Source organism: Aciduricibacillus chroicocephali (genome assembly GCF_030762805.1).
GTDB lineage: Bacteria > Bacillota > Bacilli > Bacillales > Amphibacillaceae > Aciduricibacillus > Aciduricibacillus chroicocephali.
Genome location: NZ_CP129113.1, coordinates 205,236 through 225,876, shown reverse-complemented (window position 1 = coordinate 225,876; position 20,641 = coordinate 205,236). Strand labels below are relative to the sequence as shown.

Here is a 20,641-nt window from a genome sequence, read left to right as displayed (position 1 = left end):
TTGTTACCTCCCGGCTTTTCATTTCTTCCTTAGCCTTGTCACACAACCCATTCATTATACGATGCATTATTCCAACCCTAGACTATTTCACAATAAAGACTGGCCGCCGTTCGGAATACCAGTTATAAGCCTCTCTCGCCCAATCATCTGGTATATCGGAAAGTTCTTCAACGTTAACAGGTTTGCCGCGGGTCGTCGCTTTTAATGTTGACAGGCCAAAACGTTCTTTCACAATTGACCGTCTTACATCCATTTCAATCATACGTGTTCGGCTGATAACGGTCAGATGAGTATAAATCCCACCCGTCTGTAGCTGAATGAAATCATTATTGATCAGAAAACGGCTATACTTGAAATCGAGATAACGCTCGATAGCAGAAAAAATAAGGAGAACGAAAGAAAGGTACCAATACATACGGTAGAAAATCATCATCACGATAAAACAAGCAATAAACAGCCACGGAATACGCAGCAGTCTTGCAACAAGTGATTTCCTCGGCAGGTGCTTCATTACAGATTCATCTCTAATTTCAAAATCGGGAAGCAGTTCTGCAATGATTTCCGTCGCTTTCCTTGCAGGGAGGAAAGGATACAATGTATTGCCGCCTTCCATTTCTTCATCGATTCCCCCAGCGGTGACAAGTTCGACACTTGCTAAACCAAGCATACGCTTTAACAAAGATTGATGAACTTTTACAGCTTGCACCTGGTTTTTTCTAATAGAAAAATGACGTTCACTAAACATCCCGCTCCTCAAATATATCCTCTGGTTATCTGAAGAAATAATTGAATTACCATACTTTACGAATGTTATTAATACCCCTACAATCCCCATGATTACTAATAAACCAATACTTATGAGGATAGTCGCCTGCCAAGAGCCGAGAAGGAATTCAAAAAACCCTTTCTCATATTTTTCTATATTTATCAGGTCCTTAGCATTCGAAACAAATGCAAAGATGACTGGAATGATAGCAAAGTAACTGAACGAAAGAAAAGAGGCCTTCAATATATCTTTACTTGTGGAAGCAAAATGAATACTCCGTTCCTCCGCATACTCATCCCCTTCATATTCATCAGCCAAATGATTCTTTTGACGAATGAAACCAGACATTCTAGCGGTATCTAGCACCTGTTCAATGCGCTCGGCTTCCTCGTTTTTTAATGCTGAGAAGACGAGATCTGCCCCGTCCCCTTCCGCTCCAGTTTCGAATCTTAGTGCGACAAGCCCGAATATGTTCAAATAAAACGGCTTATTCTTCTGGACATTCTGCACTCTCTCGAATGCGATATAGCGTTCTTTTTTCTGAAATACGCCTTCCTGAACCGCAATTCCATTCTCTTGAACTTCATATAAGGTCCTTAGCCATTTCAGAAAAAGGTGGATCATCAGTAATATAAATCCTACTATAAACACAACTTGTATCATTTGTACCCAGAGCGACGAATCCCCCCAACCAAAAACAAAGAAATAAATGATGAGAAAGAAAAATGATTTAATTGCTTTAAGCAGCGATACAACAATCATCATCGGATGCATACGTTTTCTCACATTCATTCTTCCACTTCCTTAATACGGGCAAGCTCTGCAATTCTTTCTCTTACCCTGTATGCCTCTTGCTCTGACAGACCAGGAATTACATGTTGCGAACCCATTGTTCCGATTTCAATCCTGAACAAATTTTGTGATCGAAGAAGCGGACCTTGCCCTAGCTCAACATATTGTACCTTTGTTAGCGGTATAAGCTGATTCGAACGGATTAGTCGGCCATGCTGCAGCTGAATGAACTCTTCTCCTACATCATAGCGCCAGTATCGTTGCATGAGCATAGGAGCAAGCCCAATCGACCAGACTGCATAGAGAACAGAGACTGCCCCAAGCCCATATAAAAACCAATCAATCCATGCATACCAGTGAAAATTCCGTGCTAAAAGATATATGATGGCAAGAACAAAGACCTCACCAGCTAGCCACAACGCCCCTGCAATTCTCTGCACACGTATATAACTTTTTGATATTCGATTTCCCGGCGCTTGGATGCTCTCCATTTCATTCACCCTCTTCAAAATAATTCCATACTACCTGTATAACAGACTAACCAATGTTGTTCAATGGCACTTTTTCTGAAATTTGTCCTTCTCCTCTCATAACAGTACAATTGATAGACAAATGAGGAGGTTCCTTGAAATGTTACAACTTTTAAATCGGATATCTAAACGAAACATACTCATATATGTAATACTTGTCGTACTTTGTCTCGGATCTATGTTGTTCGTCTTTAATAATGCACGCTTTTATGGCAAGCCCATTGCTAAAGTTACGTCTTCAAAACTACTCCAGATGAAATCGGAGCAAGACAGCTACGGCAATAAAGACAAGCTATTCACCCAGCGTTTGACGGCTGTCATGCAAAATGGCAAGGACAAAGGCAGAACAATCATACTGGAGAATACATATTCTTTGGCTCAAGCAAGTGATCAGAAATACAACCCAGGCAATGAGCTCTTCGTAATAATTGATAAAAAATCTTTAGGAAAGAAAATTTTGACTGGGGATATTACAAATGTGAAGCGTGATTATTACATCGTAATCGTAGGCTGGATATTCATTTTGGTTTTGCTTCTAGTTGGTAAACGGCAAGGATTGCTCTCCGCAGCGAGCCTTTTCATTAATGGGGCACTCCTTGCCTACGCCATTGACTTAAACGTGCGGACGAATACGAATCTGCTTCTCATTTGTGGAGTCATCGCCGTCCTGTTCACCGTCATTTCATTACTATTTTCAAATGGGTGGAACGAGAAGACATTTGCCGCCATTATTGCAACACTTATTGGCACAGTTATGTCACTAACGATTACCTTCCTCATTATGCGACTCACCGGGGAGAAAGGCATGTATTATGAAGAGATGCAATTTCTGACGCGGCCATACCGGCTCGTATTTTTTGCTGGATTGCTAATCGGTTCACTCGGGGCAGTTATGGATGTTGCCATTACAATGTCAGCATCGATTTTTGAACTGTTTGAATTAAACAATGAGATTTCCATTGAAGCTTTGAAGCGTTCCGCTCTGGAGATCGGCAGAGATATTATGGGAACGATGACGAGCATACTTTTCTTCGCTTATATAAGTGGCGCCATTCCGTCACTCATTCTTTATTTAAAAAATGCCAATCCGCTCGGTTTCACGCTTTCCATGAATCTTTCCTTGGAGCTGACTCGAGCGCTTGCTGGTGGAATCGGCATTGTCCTCGCAATTCCGGTCGGCCTGTATACGAGTATTTTCTTCATTAAGAGAAAGAAGGCGAGAATATGAGTACGAATCTTGTTCTGGCAGCCATATTGCTCATTCTGATGATCTGGGTCGGCGGAAAAAAAGGAGCACGGTCATTTTTTGCATTGTTCCTGAATTTCATTATGCTTCTCATAACCGTTTTACTAATGACCGATCCTCACATAAATCCGATCATTCTTACATTCATCGCCTGCACGGGAATCAGTGCAATCAATCTCTTTTACATTAATGGGGTCAACCAAAAGACTGCAACAGCCTTTATGGCAACGATGATCACAATCGCAGTTATGCTTATTTTCATTCTCATTGTTACTAAGAAGTCCATGATTCAAGGCTTCAGCGAAGAAGAATTAGAAGAAATCAGCATATACTCTCTCCATCTCGGAGTTGATTTTGTAAAAATCGCCACCTCCGTCATCATTATGAGTACGATTGGTTCAATAACAGACGTTGCGATTTCGATCACCTCGCCTATGCAGGAAATTTTCAATCACCAACCGAAAATTGAGAGGCGCAAACTTTTCCTTTCGGGTTTGACGATCGGCAAAGATATTCTCGGGACAAATACGAATACACTTTTCTTCGCCTTTATCGGCAGCTACATGGGACTTCTTCTATGGTTCCGCGACTTGAAGTATTCTGTCGGTGCAATTGCCAATTCCAAAGTGTTCAGTGATGAAATGCTGACAATATTTTGCGCTGGAATCGGCATTGCAGCAATCATCCCCATCGCCTCCTGGATCAACGCTTCACACCTTATAAAAAAACGCGATAAAAATACGGAACAAACTACAAGCGGGCAGATATGATATCTGCCCGCTTTGTCATGAATTTGTCACTGTTTCGTACATAGTTTGTGACAAATTTCACATTCTCAGAATGCCCTAGTGCATATAATAAGTGTATAGCATTTATAAATCGATTTACCTAAGAGACAGGGAGAATCAGACTGCATACGATTCTTGCTCTCTCAATCTTGCAAAGGAGTTGAAATTTGATGGATCCACTGATTATTGCCCGTCTTCAATTTGCATCGACTACTATTTTTCATTATTTCTTCGTACCAGTTTCTATTGGACTCGCCTTTGTCATTGCGATCATGCAGACATTGTATGTTTTTAAAGGACAGGAAATTTACAAGAGGATGACGAAGTTCTGGGCAGTGCTGTTCCTGATCAACTTCGCAGTCGGTATCGTCACAGGTATTTTCCAAGAGTTCCAATTCGGAATGAACTGGTCCGCCTACTCTCGCTTTGTAGGCGACGTTTTCGGACCATCTCTTGCTATTGAAGGTCTGCTCGCTTTCTTTATGGAATCTACTTTTATCGGAATCTGGGTTTTCGGCTGGAATCGTTTGCCTAAGAAGATTCACCTTGCCTCCATTTGGCTTGTATCACTTGGTACGATTTTCTCTGCATTCTGGATTCTCTCAGCCAATTCATTCATGCAGAACCCGGTCGGATATGAAATAGCAGATGGTCGCGCACAGATGAATAATTTCCTTGCCATTCTAACCAATCCACATCTGTGGGCACAGTTCCCACACGTTTTGCTGACATCACTTACAACGGGCGCCTTCTTGATTGCTGGCATTAGTGCTTGGAAAATCGCGCGTAAACACGATTTGGAAATGTTCAAGAAATCGTTCCGCATTTCAATAGTTGTCGGCTTCCTTACAGCTTTTGCCGTCCTGTTCACAGGCCACTGGCAAGCTCAGCACCTTGTACAGGAACAGCCAATGAAAATGGCTGCTGCCGAGGCGCTATGGGAAACAAGCGGAGATCCTGCACCTTTCACTGTTTTTGCAAAAATCAATGAGAAAGCAAAGGAAAATGATTTTGAAATTCAGATTCCTTACTTGCTTAGTTTCCTTTCCTATAACCAGTTCAATGGTTCACTAGAAGGAATCAACCAGCTGCAGGATCAGTATGAGGCAAAATATGGTCCTGGCAACTATATTCCGCCGGTAAAAACTCTGTTCTGGGTGTTCCGTATTATGACTGGTGCCGGTGGTGTCATGCTTTTGCTTGGCCTGTATGGCATGTATGCATCACGCAAGAACACGGTGACACTTGAAAAACACCATAAATTTATGAAATTGATGCCTTTTGCGATAGCACTGCCTTTCATCGCAAATACAGCCGGTTGGCTTTTGACCGAGCTTGGACGGCAGCCTTGGGTCGTATTCGGCCTGATGAAAACAGAAGATGCTGTATCTCCTTCTGTTTCCGCAAGTGAAATGCTGTTTTCGCTCATTTCATTTACAACAATCTATGCCATACTCGGTGCTCTGACAATTTACTTGTTCGTTCGTCACATTAAGCCGGAGCAACGCAAAGATCCGGAATCCCCTGTTTCCGAAGAGGATCCGTTCAATAACAAGGGAGGTGCTGAAATTGTCTCTTAGTGAATTCTGGTTCATCCTCATTACCGTTTTGTTTATTGGTTTCTTCGTATTGGAAGGGTTTGACTTCGGAGTTGGCGTCGTTTCCCGACTCCTCGGAAAAAATGATCAGGAAATCAGGGTTTATATGAATACGATTGGCCCGTTCTGGGACGCAAATGAAGTATGGCTCATCGTTGCTGGCGGAGCGATGTTTGCCGCCTTCCCACACTGGTACGCAACGATGTTCAGCGGATTCTACATTCCACTCGTGTTCATGTTGCTGGCACTCATCATGCGCGGAGTTTCCTTCGAGTTCCGAGGCAAAGTCGATAGTGACAGATGGCGCCGTATTTGGGACTGGTCATTATTTATAGGCAGCCTTCTCCCGCCTGTTCTCTGGGGAGTTGTGCTTGCGAATTTCATGACCGGTATGCCGATCGATGCCAATAAGGAGATGACTGGAAACTTCCTACAGTTCCTTCATCCTTTTGCTTTACTCGGCGGCGTTATGTTCCTATTCCTTACATTAACGCATGGATTGCAGTTCATTACGATTCGCACACACGGAGAACTCCAGGAGCGTGCGCGCAGTATGGCTCGGAAGTTGACACCAATTACAAGTGTACTGTTCCTAGCCTTCATCATTATTGGCTACTTCATTTCTGATGTGTTCAGCTATCACGGACAGACATTCATGGTTATACCGATTCTCGCCTGGGTTGCCCTGCTTTTCGCAAATTTGCACAACAACCAGAAGCTTGATGTGAAAGCTTTCATGCTGACAAGTATTACAATCATTCTACTGACAGGGAGCATCTTCCTTGGCATGTTCCCGAGAGTGATGATCAGTTCCCTTTCAGAAGCGTATAGCTTAACTGTCTACAATGCTTCATCAGGCGGTTATACACTCAAGGTCATGACAATCTTCTCACTGTTCCTATTGCCTTTCGTGCTCGGCTACCAGGCGTGGAGCTACTTTATTTTCCGCAAGAGAATCAAGCAGGATGACGAGTTGGAATACTGATGAAGAAGCAAAGAAAAAGAGGACTGCCCGCCTATCCTGGTTCACGGCGGGCGCATCTTCTCCTTGCGCTGCTCATTATACTTGAAGCTGGCAGCATCCTGGCTCAAGCCTATTTCCTGGCAAAGTCGGTTACTGCGTTGTTCAGCAGAACACCCTTACCCGATGTGCTTAGTGGTATCGGAATCTTTTTTGCCGCATTTATGATCAGGCATACCATCGGCCATATTGAAACAGCACTTGCTGAAAGGTTTGCAAGACAGGCTGCTGGAAGTTTGCGCGAGAAGATATTGAAAGTCTATTTTCAACCGAATATCTCTTCCATTCGCCGTCATGGCACAGGACATCTCGTCACGTTGGCTATGGAGGGAATTGACAAAGTAAAAGATTATCTTGGCATCATTGGCATCCGTACGATTAAAACAATGATTGTCCCGGCTACAGTCGTTGTCTTTGTTTTCTTTTTTGATCCGATTTCCTCCATGATCCTTGTTGTCACCGTTCCTATCGTCGTCATTTTCATGATTTTGCTTGGACTTGCGGCTCAGAAGATGGCAGATAGACAGTATGCAACATATACAAGGCTGGCCAACTATTTTCTAGATTCATTAAAAGGTCTGGAGACACTTAGTTATTTGGGAAGAAGCAAACAGCATGCTAGTAATATTGAACGTGTCAGTGACGATTATCGAAATGCAACGATGCGAACGTTGAAGGTCGCTTTTCTATCATCATTTGCACTCGATTTCTTCACAAGCCTTTCTATCGCCTTTGTTGCTGTCGGACTTGGATTGCGCTTAATCGATGGTGCAATTGGGCTACTACCTGCCCTTACGATCCTCATTCTTGCTCCAGAATATTTCTCGCCAATTAAACAAGTCGGCAAAGATTATCACGCAACATTGGATGGTCAAATTGCAATGGCAGAAGTTGATAAGCTGATTGAAGATGAGGAAACAAGAGGACAGAAGGCTGGAAATATTGAAGGATTCAGAGGAATTCCTGCTGTTGCTTTGAAACATATAGATATAGAAGTTGATGGAGCTAAGCTGCTTGATGACATCTCGTTTAAAGCAACTACCGGACTTAATGCGATTGTCGGACCAAGCGGTGCCGGCAAATCCACTTTGCTTCAGTTGCTTGCTGGAAGACTCTCGCCTTCTTCAGGAGAAATTTATGGGAATGGCAAGCTCACCAATACTCTAAATGATCCAGAGTGGATCAGCAAAATCGCCTATATCCCACAGCATCCATATGTTTTTCCGTTGTCACTTGCTGACAATATCCGTTTTTATGAACCGGAAGCGACAGACGAGCAAGTGGAAAAACTGATTAGCAATATTGGGCTTGGCAAATTTGTCGCAAGCCTTCCAAACGGTATACATGAGCGCATCGGTGAAGGTGGACGCACACTAAGTGGCGGACAGGCTCAGCGCGTCGCATTAGCACGTGCTCTCTTGAGTGAGAAACCGGTGATTCTGCTTGATGAACCGACCGCCCACCTTGACATTGAAACGGAGTATGAAATAAAACAGCTGGTCCTCTCACTTGCCAAGAACAAAGTCATTTTCCTTGCGACACACCGGCTTCATTGGCTCAATAGTGCCGACCAGATCCTTTTGCTCGAGAAAGGTCATGTAACCGCAAACGGAACACATATGAATCTTATGCAAGACAACAAGGCATATCAAGACTTCATTGAATGGGGAAGAGGTGCTCACAATGCATGATTGGATCATTCCATATGTAAAACAATATAAATCACGTGTAGCCCTCGCCCTTTTCTTCTCTTTTCTTGGAGTTGCATCGGGCGCCTTATTGCTCTTCGTATCCGGCTACTTGATTTCAAAATCGGCCCTCCGACCAGAAAACGTGCTTCTCGTCTATGTTCCAATTGTCTCTGTACGGGCTTTCAGCATCGGCCAGGCCGTTTTCCCATATTTGGAAAAACTCGTCGGCCATGATATCGTTTTGCGCATCCTGGCAAAATATCGCCACAGGCTTTATGACATGCTTGAACCACAAGCTGTATTTCTTGAAGGGCGCTATCAGACTGGAGATATTTTGAACGTGCTATCGGACGATATCGAGCGTCTTCAAGACTTCTATATCCGCACATTGTTGCCAACATTGTCCGGCATTTTTGTATATGCTGTCATCGCTGTTATGTTTGGATTCTTTGACCTGCCTTTCATGCTGCTTACACTTGCATTGCTAGGCATTATCGTCTTCCTCGTTCCATTGATATCATACAGATTGATGAAAAAACAGCATTTGCAAATAAAACGGAAGCGCGGTAGTCTTTATCAGCACATCACCGATGCCATGTTTGGACAATTTGACTGGCTGGCAAGCGGACGTGTGGGTGAAGTTTTAGAAAAAACATCCGCAGAAAATAAACAGCTTCTTCGTCTGGAGACCAAAGTAGCGCATCGGCATCATATGAGAGACGCAATGTTAAGGCTAATTGCAGGACTGGCAATCATTGCTGTAATGATTTGGGCAAACATACAGACAAATGATGGAACAATTTCAGCAACACTTATTGCCGCCTTTACCTTGATGATGTTCTCAGTAACAGACGCACTCATCCCAATCAGCCCAGCTGTCGAGGAAATCCCCTCCTACCGCGAGGCCATAGAACGGATGAGCCGTTTTGAAATTGAAGACAGTACAATTAATGACACATCAGAAAAGATACCTTTTCCTGAGCATCCAGTTATCCAGATTAACAACGTCAGCTATGCATACGGACATAAGCATCAACCGGTGCTCGACCAATTTTCCTTAAGAATTGAGCCTGGCAGCAAAATTGCAATTCTCGGGAAAAGTGGAACCGGAAAATCCACTTTGCTGAAGCTTCTTGCAGGTATGATCGAGCCAGACTCTGGAGAGGTAAGCATCAGCAACGAATCAATGAGTAAAGACTTGCTCGGAAAGGCAGTATCCGTATTGAATCAGAAACCACATCTGTTCCATACTACTGTTGCCAATAACGTCCGTATGGGTAAACCGGATGCTACAGATACAGAGGTTATCGCGGCACTTGAAAAAGTTCAGATGATGGACCTTCTCAATACACTTCCTGAAGGGATTCATACCCAAATGGATGAAATGGGAGAACGTTTTTCTGGAGGAGAACGTCAGCGCATTGCCTTTGCACGGGTTTTGCTCCAAAACACTCCTATCATTCTGCTTGATGAACCGACAACCGGGCTCGATCCCCGAACGGAAAGCAACGTACTTCAGACAATGCTTGCAGCTGCAGAAGACAAAACGATCATCTGGGTCACTCACCACCTTGTGGGAGCCCAATGGGTTGATGAAGTTATTTTCATGGAAAAAGGAGCCGTAAAGCTAAAAGGCAACCATGAACAATTGCTTTCAGAGAGCACTTATTACCGAAGCCTGTATGAGATGGACAGAGGCATCTGAATCAATCAAAAGCCACTCCGAGAATGAGACCGGAGTGGCTTTCGTTAGTTTACCCTTATCTAGTAACGCCTCACCATCCCACATGAGCGTGGGTATGTATAATTAAAGCCAAATTGTTTGTAAAGCTCATCAGCTGGAATGTCTGCTAAGAGGCTAACATACGTCCCTTCATATGCGTTTTTATCAAGATAGTTCATAATTTGACGCACGATTTTCTTACCAAGCCCCTGCCCTTGGCAAGCCGGCTTAACCGCAATATCCACCACTTGTAGAAAAGTCCCTCCATCTCCAATCACACGGCCCATACCAACCAATACAGAGCCATCATAAACACTTACAGCAAACAGCGAATTAGGCAGACCAGCCTCAGCACTCTCGCGTGACTTGCCGCTAAGCCCACACTCCAAACGCAAAGCCATATATGCTTCAGGCTCTGGAGGTTTGTTTTTGAACATATATTCCTTATTCATCGCCAATATCTCCTTATGAGTTATAAGACTAACTATTCTTATTTTAACATGAGTTGTTTTATTGAATATATTTGTACCTATATAGGTGTTCGACACAAAAGGAAAGTTCAAAAGGCTGACACCAATACTAACTTCAAATCCACAACAAGAAAGAGTCAGCTTCTGAAAGCCGACTCTTTCTTGTCTTACATTGTACTTTTAATCCTCCATGAAATTCCGAGCATAGTATAAACTTTTCTCATCAAGATCGTGTTCTCTTTGCACCTTTTCCAAATCTCTTTGCTGTTCGTCGCTTACAATCTGAAAACTGCCCGAGATATTTGGTGCCTTCTCATCATCTTTTCGTGTAGCCATCAAGAATCCTCCATTCTTCTGATTGTCAGAAATTCGGAGCTCCTGGTTTGTCTAAACTGGATTTATTAACACATGTATATGGAATATTCCCATAATTCAAATTCATAAACATCATTTTTCCATAATGAATATTATTTGTGCTTTAAACAATACAAGGAAATTTACACAGTTGCTTTTGATGCATTACGCTTTGACATAAGAATACCAGCTATAACCAATATACCTATCAACAGCGCCGTCAGTACAACCGTGAGCCAAAAATCAGTTCTGTCTGCTCCTTTTGTCAGCATTAACGCGGCGTAATTCGGCAACTTCCATGGTGTAATAGTCCAGAACTGACCAATAACCGAATCCAGCACAGAGCCAATAATGGTTAGAACAATCCCTAGCGCTGCTGTCACTCCTGTAGAGAAAGAAGCGCTCAGTGCAAGTACAATCGATGTAACAAAAACAATCCAAAGACTGTAAACAGCAAGGAACACCATAACATCCTGAACTGGGACTTTACCGAATAGCGCCCAGATGTAGTACCATGAAGAGCCAAAGCCTACCCAAACACTTCCCAAGACGATTACATTAATCGTAATCCATTTGCTCATAAAGTAGCTTGTGAAAGAGAGTGGCCTTACATATAACAGTGAAGCTGTTCCATTCTTTCTTTCAGCAGAAATCGCTCCCATGAATCCCAATATAATAATAAGCAAACCGATCATCTGGTATTGACTCATGAGCGAGATGAACACATCTTGGCCGGTAAATTCAGGCCAAGGGAATTCGGCTCCTTCTGGCAAATTACCGACCTTCTCCATAATTTCGGGGAGATAACGATTTGTCAGAGGTTCAATGACACCAAACAAGATAAAAACAAGCGGAATCCAGATTAATTTGTAATTCCTGCTATACTCACGCCACTCCTTCTTGAGCAGAACATTGAAACCATTCATTTCCCCTCCACCACCTTAAGAAAAATATCCTCAAGATCTGCCGTTTGCCATTCCAGCTTCAGTATGTCAAAGCTTCCTTCACTTAACTTGCAGATTACTTCATTCATAGTAATTGGGGCCTCTTTGGCCTCGATAATCCCCGTATTTTTGATTGTTTTTATATTCCAGGCAACTTTGCTTCTAAATCGGTTCAGTTCCTCTTCTTGCGCAAACTCAATGAGAATTTTTGGCTCCTCGTATTTTTTTCTTACTTTACCCAAACTACCCTGCTCAACGATTTTACCCGCTTTCATAAAAATCAACTGATCTGTCATTTCCTCAGCGTCATTTAAAATATGAGTTGAATACAAGATCGTCGTGTTTTTCTGAAGCTCTTTTAACAAATCCATGATTTGCCGACGACCAACAGGGTCAAGTGCAGAAACGGGTTCATCAAGTAATAACAGCTTAGGTTTGTGAACAACCGCTTGAGCGAGGCCAAGTCGTTGCTTCATTCCTCCAGAAAAGCCGCCTACTTTTTTCTTCATCACTTCGCCTAGCCCAACAAACGCAAGTGTTCTCTCGGATTCCACTTGAGCCTTCCTTTTATCCATCCCACTCAACCTGGCTGCCATCTCAACAAACTCCAAAGCAGTCATCCACGGAAAGAACTTTGGGTATTGGGGTAAAAAACCGACACAAGTTCGAACGTCTCCTTGAGCAGTATCTTTGAATTTAATAACGCCACTTGTTTGTTTGACTAACCCAGCAAGCATGCTGAGAGTTGTTGTTTTTCCAGCTCCATTGGGACCTATGAGTGCAGTTGATGTGTTTGGTTCCAATTGAAAAGATATCGAATCGACAACACACTGGTTGCTATACTGCTTTGTCAATTGATCAACATTCAGCAATGAATTCATGATTGGCGCCTCCCAAACAAGAAGTAAATAACAGGCCCAATGATATTAATAAAAACGATGATGAGTATCCAAAGGAATAAAGGGCCCTTTACATTACGATTTCGAAACAGGTCAACAAGCGCTACCACAATGAGAATTAGTTGGATGCCAATCAGAGGCCAAATCAGTTTCCAAGGTATATTAGCGAGTTCTTCCATAATTCTTCACTCCCAATCTTTGTTATATATATTGTATAACAATTATATCATACTGTTATATAAATTATATAACAAGTGTTTTTTTATTTTTTTGCTCTTTTAAACAAAGAAAGAAGCATTTCCTGATTTGAATCAGGAAATGCTTCTCTTTACTTCAAGAGATTATTTAAGGTCATCACGAGTAACTGTGAACGCCTGGAAACCGTATGGAAGTGTTGGCTCAGTGTATACTTTGCCTTGTCCGTTGGATGCTTCAGCAACTTCGCTAAGCGTACGGTTGTTTGTGTAGTAGCTTACATCTTTAAGCTGTGGGAAACGCTCAAGGATGCGCTGACCGATTACGTATACAAGATGCTGGATGGACTGGTCGTTCAACTCGTGGAAGACTGTAGCCGCGATGTCACGGATCTGCTCAGCCGGCACGTAGTTGGACGTGTCAAGGTTCGCACCGTCTTCAGGGTTGTTGTAAGTCCAGTCGATGTCAACATAGATGAATAGGTTACGGTCTTCTTTTTCAGGAAGCTTCGTGTACTCATCCTGGATGAAGTCCTTGAAGGAGCTTCCAGTGATCTTCATCAAGTGAACATCTGTAATACCGGATACATGGTTCACGACCTCGAAGTTGTCACCGTTGCGGCGAACAGATACTGATGCACGTGGGCGCTCAGTCTTGCGTGGGCGGAACATGATGCCGCTGTTCTCGATGACGCCGTTCTTTTCAACCGGCACATCATCGAATTCTACAGACTGGCCTGCAAGGTCAACCTGTTCGATATGTGGCCACTGCTTCAAGAAGCCTTTAGCCGTTTCAACGAGGAAACCGTCGATTGTTGAGAACTCGATCTTGCCGCCTGAAAGCTCGATGAAGTTTCTCATGGAGTCAGTCGCAACACATGTAGAGTTGTCACCGTCTGTATAGTTTTTAAGGAATTCCTGGCCATGTAGCGCAACTTGCACGTCCACTCCGAAAAGAACGTTCTTTCTTTCCTGGAAGTTGGACTCAGGAATCTGTTTGTTTGCTTTCAATGGTTTTGCGTATGTGCGATATACGAAAACGTCCTTCTTACCATAATGCATTGTTGGACGATTCGTTGTAGATGCGTTTCCTGTTACTTGACCGTGCAAAGAAGCTGTACTTGGCATAATAAAAATCCCCCTAATTATATGTTTAAAATGGTTATAATTTCTAAGTTGCCGGTTCCTCTTTTGAAGAACGTCTAACCTGTTGTTAAATATATAATAAGCGACGGGGATTTATGCGTCATCATTTCATTTATACAAATTGCACAAGTTTCATTAGCCATATTGTACAGGACTTTAAGGCTATTTGTTTAAAGCGATTAGGTTAATGTGCACAATGAACAAACAGAAAATTAAAATAATTAATTGAGGTTTACAATACAAAAATCCTCTGTTAAAACTTAAAATGTCTAATTATCACTTGATACGACAAAGAAACCCGGCGAAGTCAATGCGCTCCGGGTTTCTTTTATATATGTTCATTATTTAGCAGGTAATGGAGCCCTTGAAGATATAAGTTTTTTCTCAATGAGATCCTTCCAAAAGGCTTCTGGGATTTTTTCTTCCATTGCATGAATGTCTTCTTTGATTCGATTCGGATGTGTCGAACCAGGTATGACTGCCGCTACCGCAGGGTGTGCTGTTGCGAATTGTAAAGCAGCTGCACTCAAGCTTACATCATGATGGTTTGCAATTTCTGTTAGCTGCTTAATTTTTGATTTAACGTTTGGCGGGACCTTTTCATAATTGAAATGGTCACCACCAAGTAAGGCACCAGAGCTGAACGGTGCTCCTACTACAATTCCCATGTTGTTATCTACCGCACGAGGCATCATACTTTGAAGAGCTTGTTCATGCTGGAGCAAAGTGTATTGTGTTGCTGACAAGCTGATGGACGGATTAACATCTTCCATTGAAAGGGCCAGCTCGATTGGAATTGTCGTATTCACCCCTAGGCCCCAGCCACCAATAACACCTTCATCTTGAAGTTGGTCCAGTACATGGAAAGCCCCTTTTCTTGCCTCATCAAACTTGGCAACCCACTCATCACCGAAGTAGTCCGGAGATAAATCATGTACATAGACGAAGTCAATACGATCTGTTTGCAGTCTCTTCAAACTCTGCTCAATGGAACGCTTCGTCGCATCTTCAGTATAATTGGTCACCACTTTATTTTTGCGGCCGTCCGCATATAACCCTTCTTTTTCTTCTGTTTCATCAAGGATGACTCGTCCAACTTTTGTACTCAGCAAATAGTCATTGCGGCTATATTGGGACAGCACCTTCCCCAGTCTCAGTTCCGCAAGACCTGCTCCATAAAGTGGGGCCGTGTCAAAATAGCGCACACCTTCATTCCAAGCTGTTTCAATTGTTTCGTAGGCCTGTTCATCAGGAACATCTTTGAACATATTTCCCAGAGGGGCCGTCCCCATCCCGAATTTCCCCTTTATGACGTTCTGCCAGTTTTTCATTTTATTTTCCTCCTTACACTTCGTAACCTTATAATCGATACCCTGAATTACTAAAGATTAATACTTAAGGAATGCAGGTTTAAAGGCTAATAGCTTAAGGAAATACTGAGGCTAAAAGGAGTGTTGAAATGAAGTTTCTTCAAAAAAGACTTTTGGTCCTTGCTGTTTGTATAACATTCGGATTTATTCTTTCAGCTTGCGGTAATAAGACAGATCAATCGGAAAACAACACAGATAATAGTAAACAAAAGCAATCCCAAAGCGATAATCAAGAAAATAAAGGAACAAACAAAGACCTCAAAGGCTACTCAAACGACCCTGACAAAAGTCAATCCTCCGAAGACGATTTTGACCTTGTAGGCATACTCGTTAAAGAAACGGACAAGCTTATCACGCTGGATATTAAAGGGAAAACGGTAGACATCCATAAGAAATCTTCTTATAAGAAAGATACTGAGGGCTATACAAAAGCATTGGAAGGCAAGCAAGTTGTCGTTGAAGTATCAATGGATAAACAAGAAGCCGAAAACATGAAGCCGACAGATCGGACACGTGCTAATAAAGATGGGGTTTATGAAACAGAGGGTAAAGAGAAAAAAGTCATTGGTAAACTTATTTCAATTGATCAGGATCAAATAACAATCCACACAGATAGCGGCAATAAATCGTATAAGATGTCAGATGATTTCGAACTCGATGATGAAGCTAAAAAGCAAGAAGCCGACCTCGATGGTCAATATGTTCATCTTAATCTGAATGAACATAATGCGGTGGATGAATTGGAATATAACTGGGTTGACCAAGAGTAAAGATGATCATATTGAAAGGCCGGACACTTTATTGCAGTCTGGCCTTCGTTTATTCTCCTAAGGAATCCCTCATAAAAGATGTTAAATATCCGACGTCAGTAATCCTTTTGTTGCATGCTTCACCCCTCGTTGATTATTCATCATCCAAATCTCGACTCAATAATGTTTGGTTATTTCCCTTTTCTTCCATTCCAAGTCTTTTCTTAATAAGAGCAAGCTCTCAAAATTACGTGAGTGTTATAAAGGGCTCCCACAGAAGAAAGGATGGAAATGATTAAAAATATTAATACAAGGAAACTCATTTTAAACCGGATATTTCCTGAATCATTTCAACTCGATTCCCAAAAGGATCCCGGAACTCAAATCGTTCATAGCCTGGTATAGGAATAGAATCATAGAGTTCAATATTATTCTTTTGAAGAAGTCTTCTCCAATATATAATATCCTCAACTTTGTATGCCAAATGTGCCTTAGTCGCCAACCGTTCAACCCCAGACTCTGTTCCTACATGGACCTCACTGTTCCCAACTTGCAGCCAAAACCCTCCGCGCCCTATAAGAGCATCGGGTTTCTCCAATTCTTCCAGTCCAAGCAAGTCACAGTAAAACGTTCTCCCCTCTTGCTCAGTTCCTTCGGGAATCGTAATTTGTGCATGGTGCAATCCGGTAATCATATGAATCCTCCTACTCCAGGATAACTTTTTAACCAATTTTACCAGATACATACATTTGATACTATTATCAGACCCACTACTCCATTAGTTCTCTTTTATGTTTCAGCAATCTCTGAAACTCCTGCTCAAGCTCCGCATTTGGCATAATACTCAGTTTGCCAAGAACTTCTGATATTTTAGTCTCTATTATAAGCAACTGCTCTCCCTTATCGCTCCTTGAAAATTGATTTTCATCTTTTTCTTCAAGGGCTCCCTCAGTAATCATAATTTCCTGATCCTTAATTTCAAAAATACGTGTTGCTACATTTTCTATGAAACATCTGTCATGAGATACAAAAATCACACTGCCTTCATACTCCTGTAACAGTTGCTCTAACGCTTCAACTGCATCCATGTCCAGATAATTCGTCGGTTCATCTAGTACAAGTACATTGGCATCACTAAGAAAAATTTTGGCGAGCACAACCTTTACCCGCTCACCGCCACTCAGCACACCAGCCAACTTATACACATCACCATTGAAAAAGCGCATTCTGGCCAGCACTGTACGGATTGTTGTTTCACTCTGCTTCGAGGAAAGCTGAACATTTTCTATGATTGTTTTTTTCGTATCGAGTACACTAAGATTCTGACTGAAGTATCCAATTTTAACTATAGGTGAAACGGTGACGTCTTCCGCTCCTTCAATTAGCTTCTTAATAAATGTCGTCTTGCCGCTCCCATTTGTTCCAATGATGGCCAACTTGTCTCCACCCTTGATCGTAAAACTCTTATTCTTCCAAAGAACACGCTGCCCAATTTGCCCAGAGTGCTCGTGCGCTCGGATGATGACCCTTTTATTGAATGAATCCGCATTAGGCAAATCCATTTTTAATGGCGGCAATTCCTTCGTCTTCTTCACTTCACCGAGCTTCTCCAACCGTGTCTCCATTGCTTTTGCCGTTTGTTGAAGTTTCTTCTGTTTCTTTGCAAAGTATGGTTTCGATCCAGTGATCCTAGCCTCGGAACCGCTTAGATTTTTTGGCTTCTTCGTAGCGCGTTCAGCCTTTTGTTCTTTCTGCCTTATTGCTTCTATTATTTTTCTCTTTTCCTTTTCGTTTTGTTCAAACGCCTGCTGTTCCTGCCTTCTCTCCAACTCTTTCTGTTCTGCGTAATCTCTGTAGTTTCCTTTAAAGATTCTCAAACAGCCATCACTTATTTCCCATATCGTTGTACATAGGGCATCGAGAAAGGCACGGTCATGAGAAACAAGAAGAAGTGCTCCTCTGAAAATCTTCAATTCTTTCTCCACCCATTCAATATGAGCTGTGTCTAGATTCGTTGTCGGTTCATCCGCAATCAGCAATCCAGGCTTTTCAGCAAGTGCCTGTTGAATATATTTCTGGGTCACTTCACCGCCGCTATCTGTTGTATCAATATTCTTCAGCTGAGGAATCAGCTTACATGTCACCTTTCTAACAACCATGCCCTCATCCGGCTTAATCTCACCAGAAAGAATCCGAAGCAATGTTGTTTTTCCACAGCCATTTGACCCGACAAGACCAATCCGTTCATTCTCATGTATTAGCAGCTGACTGATGTCAAATAGCCTGTGGTCCTGAATATCGTGCTTGATATGATTCGCTTTTAATATTTGCATAAAACATCTCTCCTGTTGAAGAGGCACAAAAAAGCCTCCTATAATCCAATAACAGAATAGGAGGCGTCATAAAACATATAGGTGCACCAAAGAAGACTAGTCTTCCCGAGGTCCAACTACAGACAAAGCACAACCCTATTCTAAAAAACGCAGATTGAATGCATGGCAAAGTAAACGTTTCTTGCCATTAAGCTTTCAATTGACGATTTCAATAAATAGGATTAGAACTTCATTTAGTTGGGTCACCCTTTCGTATAATAGTTACCTAAAACATTAAACCAACTATTCATAATTTGTCAATCCACATTTGAGTTTTTCCTTTTTTAGCACTGGGACTTCTCCGGACTTTATTGTAACCACTGTCTTTCCTGAAACGCTTGCCACTGTTTTAGGCAAAGATTCTAATTCTCCACAAATAGAACAGCCGAATAACATAGCATTCGGCTGTTCTTTAACTCATATATACTCAACAATCTTCTATATTTACGTGCCAATCAATCGGCGTACGCCCGTTTTGCTCCAAAAACTCGTTCGCCCTAGAGAACGGTTTGCTGCCAAAGAAGCCTTTATGTGCCGCAAATGGACTTGGATGAGCAGATTTGATGATAAAATGCTGCCTCCCGGTAATCAAAGTCTCTTTCTCCTGTGCATGCTTACCCCACAGTATAAAGACGACCGAGTCCTTTTTGGCATTCACTTCCCGAATGACTTCGTTCGTGAATTGCTCCCAGCCTTTCCCTTTATGGGAGTTCGGCTGTTTCGCCCTTACTGTGAGCACTGTGTTAAGGAGCAGAACCCCCTGCTTCGCCCAGCTTTTCAAGCAACCGTGATCAGGAATTGGCAGCCCAAGATCATCATGCATCTCCTTATAAATATTTCTCAAGGACGGCGGTATTTTCACTTCAGGCTGAACAGAAAAACTAAAACCCTGCGCCTGATTCGGCCCGTGGTAAGGATCTTGTCCAAGAATTACCACTTTCACATTGTGATAATCCGTATAGTGAAGAGCATTGTAGATATCATCCATTGCCGGGTAAATCGTATGCTCAGCATATTCATGCTTCAAAAAATCCCGAAGCTCCAAATAGTAAGACTTGTCAAACTCCTTGTTCAGAACTTCTGCCCAGTCGTTTTTTAAAATCGTCACTGTATCCACTCCTGATGTGCACGTTTCTTTATATATAGCCTTGAAGTTACCGTCTTTAATCCTCTAATTATCTTAGCAGATTATTAGCATTCAGCACATCATCCAGATTAATAACGAGCGGTTGAATCTCTTCCATATTCCTTGCATAATACTAATAATATATTATCCGATAATTCTCCAGCAGTATTTTCAATACCCATAGGCTTACTTTAGATTATCGATGAATTCAGAGTTCTCATTAATAAGATCATTCACCATATCTACCTTTTCCGTCATAAATGCAGCCCGTGATATCTCAACACCAATTTCTGTTATCTTATCAAAAGGAAAAAGAAGGGGTAACAAAACTCCCTCCTTAATATCCTATTTAGTTTTTGGAGTCCTTTGTCTTTTCGGTTTCTCGTTCAAATCGTTTCCTCTTTCCAAATAGGCAGCCCGTTTTGCGGGAACCACCCGCCACTTTCCTCAAAAGGAATCCCTCTCCGATAAAGCTGGCATAACTTGTCAGCATACTTGTTGTACCTGCGCTTGATCCATCGGATAGTAATTTCGTCAAACTGGTCAAGTAAAGGTATGATATGCCTATTCATATCCGTCTGTTTTCGCATCTTTGTCGTTATGACAATGTTCTGGCAATCTCCAAAGACCTCCAGACTTCTTATATTATATTGAAGTGCGGTCCTAAGTAATTCTGCAAGCGCCATACCCTCTGCATACTGGCTGTTTGCTGAATGATGCCTGCTTGCACTCTGATGGATTATCCTCCCGTCCTCCGAAATCAAAACGAAAGCACAATAAGCATCCTTTCTCCGATTATAGATTACAGAACCGTCAAAGTATCCTCTGCATTTCATATCTCCCTCTCCTGCCGCTTTATTTG

At 42.2% G+C, this 20,641-nt stretch carries 20 protein-coding genes; 7 read left to right on the top strand and 13 right to left on the bottom strand.

Features of this window, described 5'->3' with window-relative positions; genetic code table 11:
- Positions 1-82: 82 nt before the first annotated feature.
- A complete protein-coding gene (locus tag QR721_RS01265) occupies positions 83-1,558 on the bottom strand; it encodes a PH domain-containing protein (protein WP_348028388.1) in 1,476 nt (491 codons plus the stop codon).
- Positions 1,555-2,049, bottom strand: a complete 495-nt coding sequence (locus tag QR721_RS01260) for a PH domain-containing protein (RefSeq protein WP_348028386.1) — start codon at positions 2,047-2,049, stop codon at positions 1,555-1,557. Before QR721_RS01260 ends, QR721_RS01265 begins: the two co-directional genes overlap by 4 nt.
- A gap of 139 nt (positions 2,050-2,188) precedes the next feature.
- Between QR721_RS01260 and QR721_RS01255 the strand changes: the two genes are divergently transcribed.
- The 6 genes from QR721_RS01255 (at position 2,189) to cydC (ending at position 10,137) form a co-directional block, all read left to right on the top strand.
- Positions 2,189-3,316: a YibE/F family protein gene (locus QR721_RS01255; protein ID WP_348028384.1), complete on the top strand. Its 1,128-nt coding sequence runs from the start codon at positions 2,189-2,191 to the stop codon at positions 3,314-3,316.
- The gene (locus tag QR721_RS01250; protein WP_348028382.1) at positions 3,313-4,104 is read left to right on the top strand and encodes a YibE/F family protein; all 792 of its coding nucleotides are present in this window, start codon (positions 3,313-3,315) and stop codon (positions 4,102-4,104) included. The genes QR721_RS01255 and QR721_RS01250 overlap by 4 nt, the downstream gene beginning before the upstream one ends.
- A 188-nt stretch (positions 4,105-4,292) precedes the next feature.
- Positions 4,293-5,702, top strand: a complete 1,410-nt coding sequence (locus QR721_RS01245) for a cytochrome ubiquinol oxidase subunit I (protein ID WP_348028380.1) — start codon at positions 4,293-4,295, stop codon at positions 5,700-5,702.
- A complete protein-coding gene (gene cydB / locus QR721_RS01240) occupies positions 5,692-6,705 on the top strand; it encodes a cytochrome d ubiquinol oxidase subunit II (protein ID WP_348028379.1) in 1,014 nt (337 codons plus the stop codon). Before QR721_RS01245 ends, cydB begins: the two co-directional genes overlap by 11 nt.
- Positions 6,705-8,432: a thiol reductant ABC exporter subunit CydD gene (cydD, locus tag QR721_RS01235; protein WP_348028377.1), complete on the top strand. Its 1,728-nt coding sequence runs from the start codon at positions 6,705-6,707 to the stop codon at positions 8,430-8,432. Before cydB ends, cydD begins: the two co-directional genes overlap by 1 nt.
- A complete protein-coding gene (gene cydC, locus QR721_RS01230) occupies positions 8,425-10,137 on the top strand; it encodes a thiol reductant ABC exporter subunit CydC (RefSeq protein WP_348028375.1) in 1,713 nt (570 codons plus the stop codon). The genes cydD and cydC overlap by 8 nt, the downstream gene beginning before the upstream one ends.
- Before the next feature lie 59 nt (positions 10,138-10,196).
- Here cydC and QR721_RS01225 read toward each other — a convergent pair whose 3' ends face one another.
- The 7 genes from QR721_RS01225 to QR721_RS01195 all read right to left on the bottom strand — a co-directional run bounded on the left by QR721_RS01225 (position 10,197) and on the right by QR721_RS01195 (position 15,493).
- Complete coding sequence (locus QR721_RS01225) at positions 10,197-10,607, bottom strand: GNAT family N-acetyltransferase (RefSeq protein WP_348028373.1); 411 nt, start codon at positions 10,605-10,607, stop codon at positions 10,197-10,199.
- Between the two features lie 198 nt (positions 10,608-10,805).
- A complete protein-coding gene (locus tag QR721_RS01220) occupies positions 10,806-10,961 on the bottom strand; it encodes a hypothetical protein (protein ID WP_348028371.1) in 156 nt (51 codons plus the stop codon).
- 161 nt (positions 10,962-11,122) lie between these two features.
- Positions 11,123-11,905, bottom strand: a complete 783-nt coding sequence (locus tag QR721_RS01215) for an ABC transporter permease (RefSeq protein ID WP_348028369.1) — start codon at positions 11,903-11,905, stop codon at positions 11,123-11,125.
- Complete coding sequence (locus QR721_RS01210; RefSeq protein WP_348028367.1) at positions 11,902-12,804, bottom strand: ABC transporter ATP-binding protein; 903 nt, start codon at positions 12,802-12,804, stop codon at positions 11,902-11,904. Before QR721_RS01210 ends, QR721_RS01215 begins: the two co-directional genes overlap by 4 nt.
- Positions 12,801-13,001 carry a PLDc N-terminal domain-containing protein gene (locus QR721_RS01205; protein WP_348028365.1) on the bottom strand — a complete coding sequence of 67 codons (201 nt, stop codon included), beginning with the start codon at positions 12,999-13,001 and terminating at the stop codon, positions 12,801-12,803. The genes QR721_RS01210 and QR721_RS01205 overlap by 4 nt, the downstream gene beginning before the upstream one ends.
- 162 nt (positions 13,002-13,163) lie before the next feature.
- Entirely contained in the window at positions 13,164-14,144 is a 981-nt protein-coding gene (gene pucL / locus QR721_RS01200) for a factor-independent urate hydroxylase (protein WP_348028363.1), read from the bottom strand.
- A 359-nt stretch (positions 14,145-14,503) separates the two neighbouring features.
- Positions 14,504-15,493, bottom strand: a complete 990-nt coding sequence (locus QR721_RS01195; protein WP_348028361.1) for an aldo/keto reductase — start codon at positions 15,491-15,493, stop codon at positions 14,504-14,506.
- Positions 15,494-15,621: 128 nt separating this feature from the next.
- Between QR721_RS01195 and QR721_RS01190 the strand changes: the two genes are divergently transcribed.
- Positions 15,622-16,302, top strand: coding sequence for a hypothetical protein (locus QR721_RS01190; RefSeq protein WP_348028359.1), 681 nt, complete (start codon positions 15,622-15,624; stop codon positions 16,300-16,302).
- A gap of 298 nt (positions 16,303-16,600) precedes the next feature.
- Here QR721_RS01190 and QR721_RS01185 read toward each other — a convergent pair whose 3' ends face one another.
- From QR721_RS01185 to QR721_RS01170, 4 genes are all read right to left on the bottom strand, one after another.
- Entirely contained in the window at positions 16,601-16,975 is a 375-nt protein-coding gene (locus tag QR721_RS01185) for a VOC family protein (protein ID WP_348028357.1), read from the bottom strand.
- Positions 16,976-17,051: 76 nt separating this feature from the next.
- Entirely contained in the window at positions 17,052-18,614 is a 1,563-nt protein-coding gene (locus QR721_RS01180; RefSeq protein ID WP_348028355.1) for a Vga family ABC-F type ribosomal protection protein, read from the bottom strand.
- Between the two features lie 466 nt (positions 18,615-19,080).
- Complete coding sequence (locus QR721_RS01175) at positions 19,081-19,761, bottom strand: uracil-DNA glycosylase (RefSeq protein ID WP_348028353.1); 681 nt, start codon at positions 19,759-19,761, stop codon at positions 19,081-19,083.
- Between the two features lie 404 nt (positions 19,762-20,165).
- Positions 20,166-20,615: a reverse transcriptase-like protein gene (locus QR721_RS01170; protein ID WP_348028351.1), complete on the bottom strand. Its 450-nt coding sequence runs from the start codon at positions 20,613-20,615 to the stop codon at positions 20,166-20,168.
- Between the last annotated feature and the right edge of the window lie 26 nt (positions 20,616-20,641).

Coding starts and splice junctions, on each gene's coding strand:
- QR721_RS01215 (WP_348028369.1), bottom strand. CDS start 11,905: ATGAATGGTTTCAATGTTCTGCTCAAGAAGGAGTGGCGTGAGTATAGC.
- QR721_RS01190 (WP_348028359.1), top strand. CDS start 15,622: ATGAAGTTTCTTCAAAAAAGACTTTTGGTCCTTGCTGTTTGTATAACA.
- QR721_RS01245 (WP_348028380.1), top strand. CDS start 4,293: ATGGATCCACTGATTATTGCCCGTCTTCAATTTGCATCGACTACTATT.
- QR721_RS01195 (WP_348028361.1), bottom strand. CDS start 15,493: ATGAAAAACTGGCAGAACGTCATAAAGGGGAAATTCGGGATGGGGACG.
- QR721_RS01180 (WP_348028355.1), bottom strand. CDS start 18,614: ATGCAAATATTAAAAGCGAATCATATCAAGCACGATATTCAGGACCAC.
- QR721_RS01265 (WP_348028388.1), bottom strand. CDS start 1,558: ATGAATGTGAGAAAACGTATGCATCCGATGATGATTGTTGTATCGCTG.
- QR721_RS01185 (WP_348028357.1), bottom strand. CDS start 16,975: ATGATTACCGGATTGCACCATGCACAAATTACGATTCCCGAAGGAACT.
- QR721_RS01250 (WP_348028382.1), top strand. CDS start 3,313: ATGAGTACGAATCTTGTTCTGGCAGCCATATTGCTCATTCTGATGATC.
- pucL (WP_348028363.1), bottom strand. CDS start 14,144: ATGCCAAGTACAGCTTCTTTGCACGGTCAAGTAACAGGAAACGCATCT.
- QR721_RS01205 (WP_348028365.1), bottom strand. CDS start 13,001: ATGGAAGAACTCGCTAATATACCTTGGAAACTGATTTGGCCTCTGATT.
- QR721_RS01255 (WP_348028384.1), top strand. CDS start 2,189: ATGTTACAACTTTTAAATCGGATATCTAAACGAAACATACTCATATAT.
- cydD (WP_348028377.1), top strand. CDS start 6,705: ATGAAGAAGCAAAGAAAAAGAGGACTGCCCGCCTATCCTGGTTCACGG.
- QR721_RS01170 (WP_348028351.1), bottom strand. CDS start 20,615: ATGAAATGCAGAGGATACTTTGACGGTTCTGTAATCTATAATCGGAGA.
- QR721_RS01220 (WP_348028371.1), bottom strand. CDS start 10,961: ATGGCTACACGAAAAGATGATGAGAAGGCACCAAATATCTCGGGCAGT.
- QR721_RS01210 (WP_348028367.1), bottom strand. CDS start 12,804: ATGAATTCATTGCTGAATGTTGATCAATTGACAAAGCAGTATAGCAAC.
- QR721_RS01260 (WP_348028386.1), bottom strand. CDS start 2,049: ATGGAGAGCATCCAAGCGCCGGGAAATCGAATATCAAAAAGTTATATA.
- cydC (WP_348028375.1), top strand. CDS start 8,425: ATGCATGATTGGATCATTCCATATGTAAAACAATATAAATCACGTGTA.
- QR721_RS01225 (WP_348028373.1), bottom strand. CDS start 10,607: ATGAATAAGGAATATATGTTCAAAAACAAACCTCCAGAGCCTGAAGCA.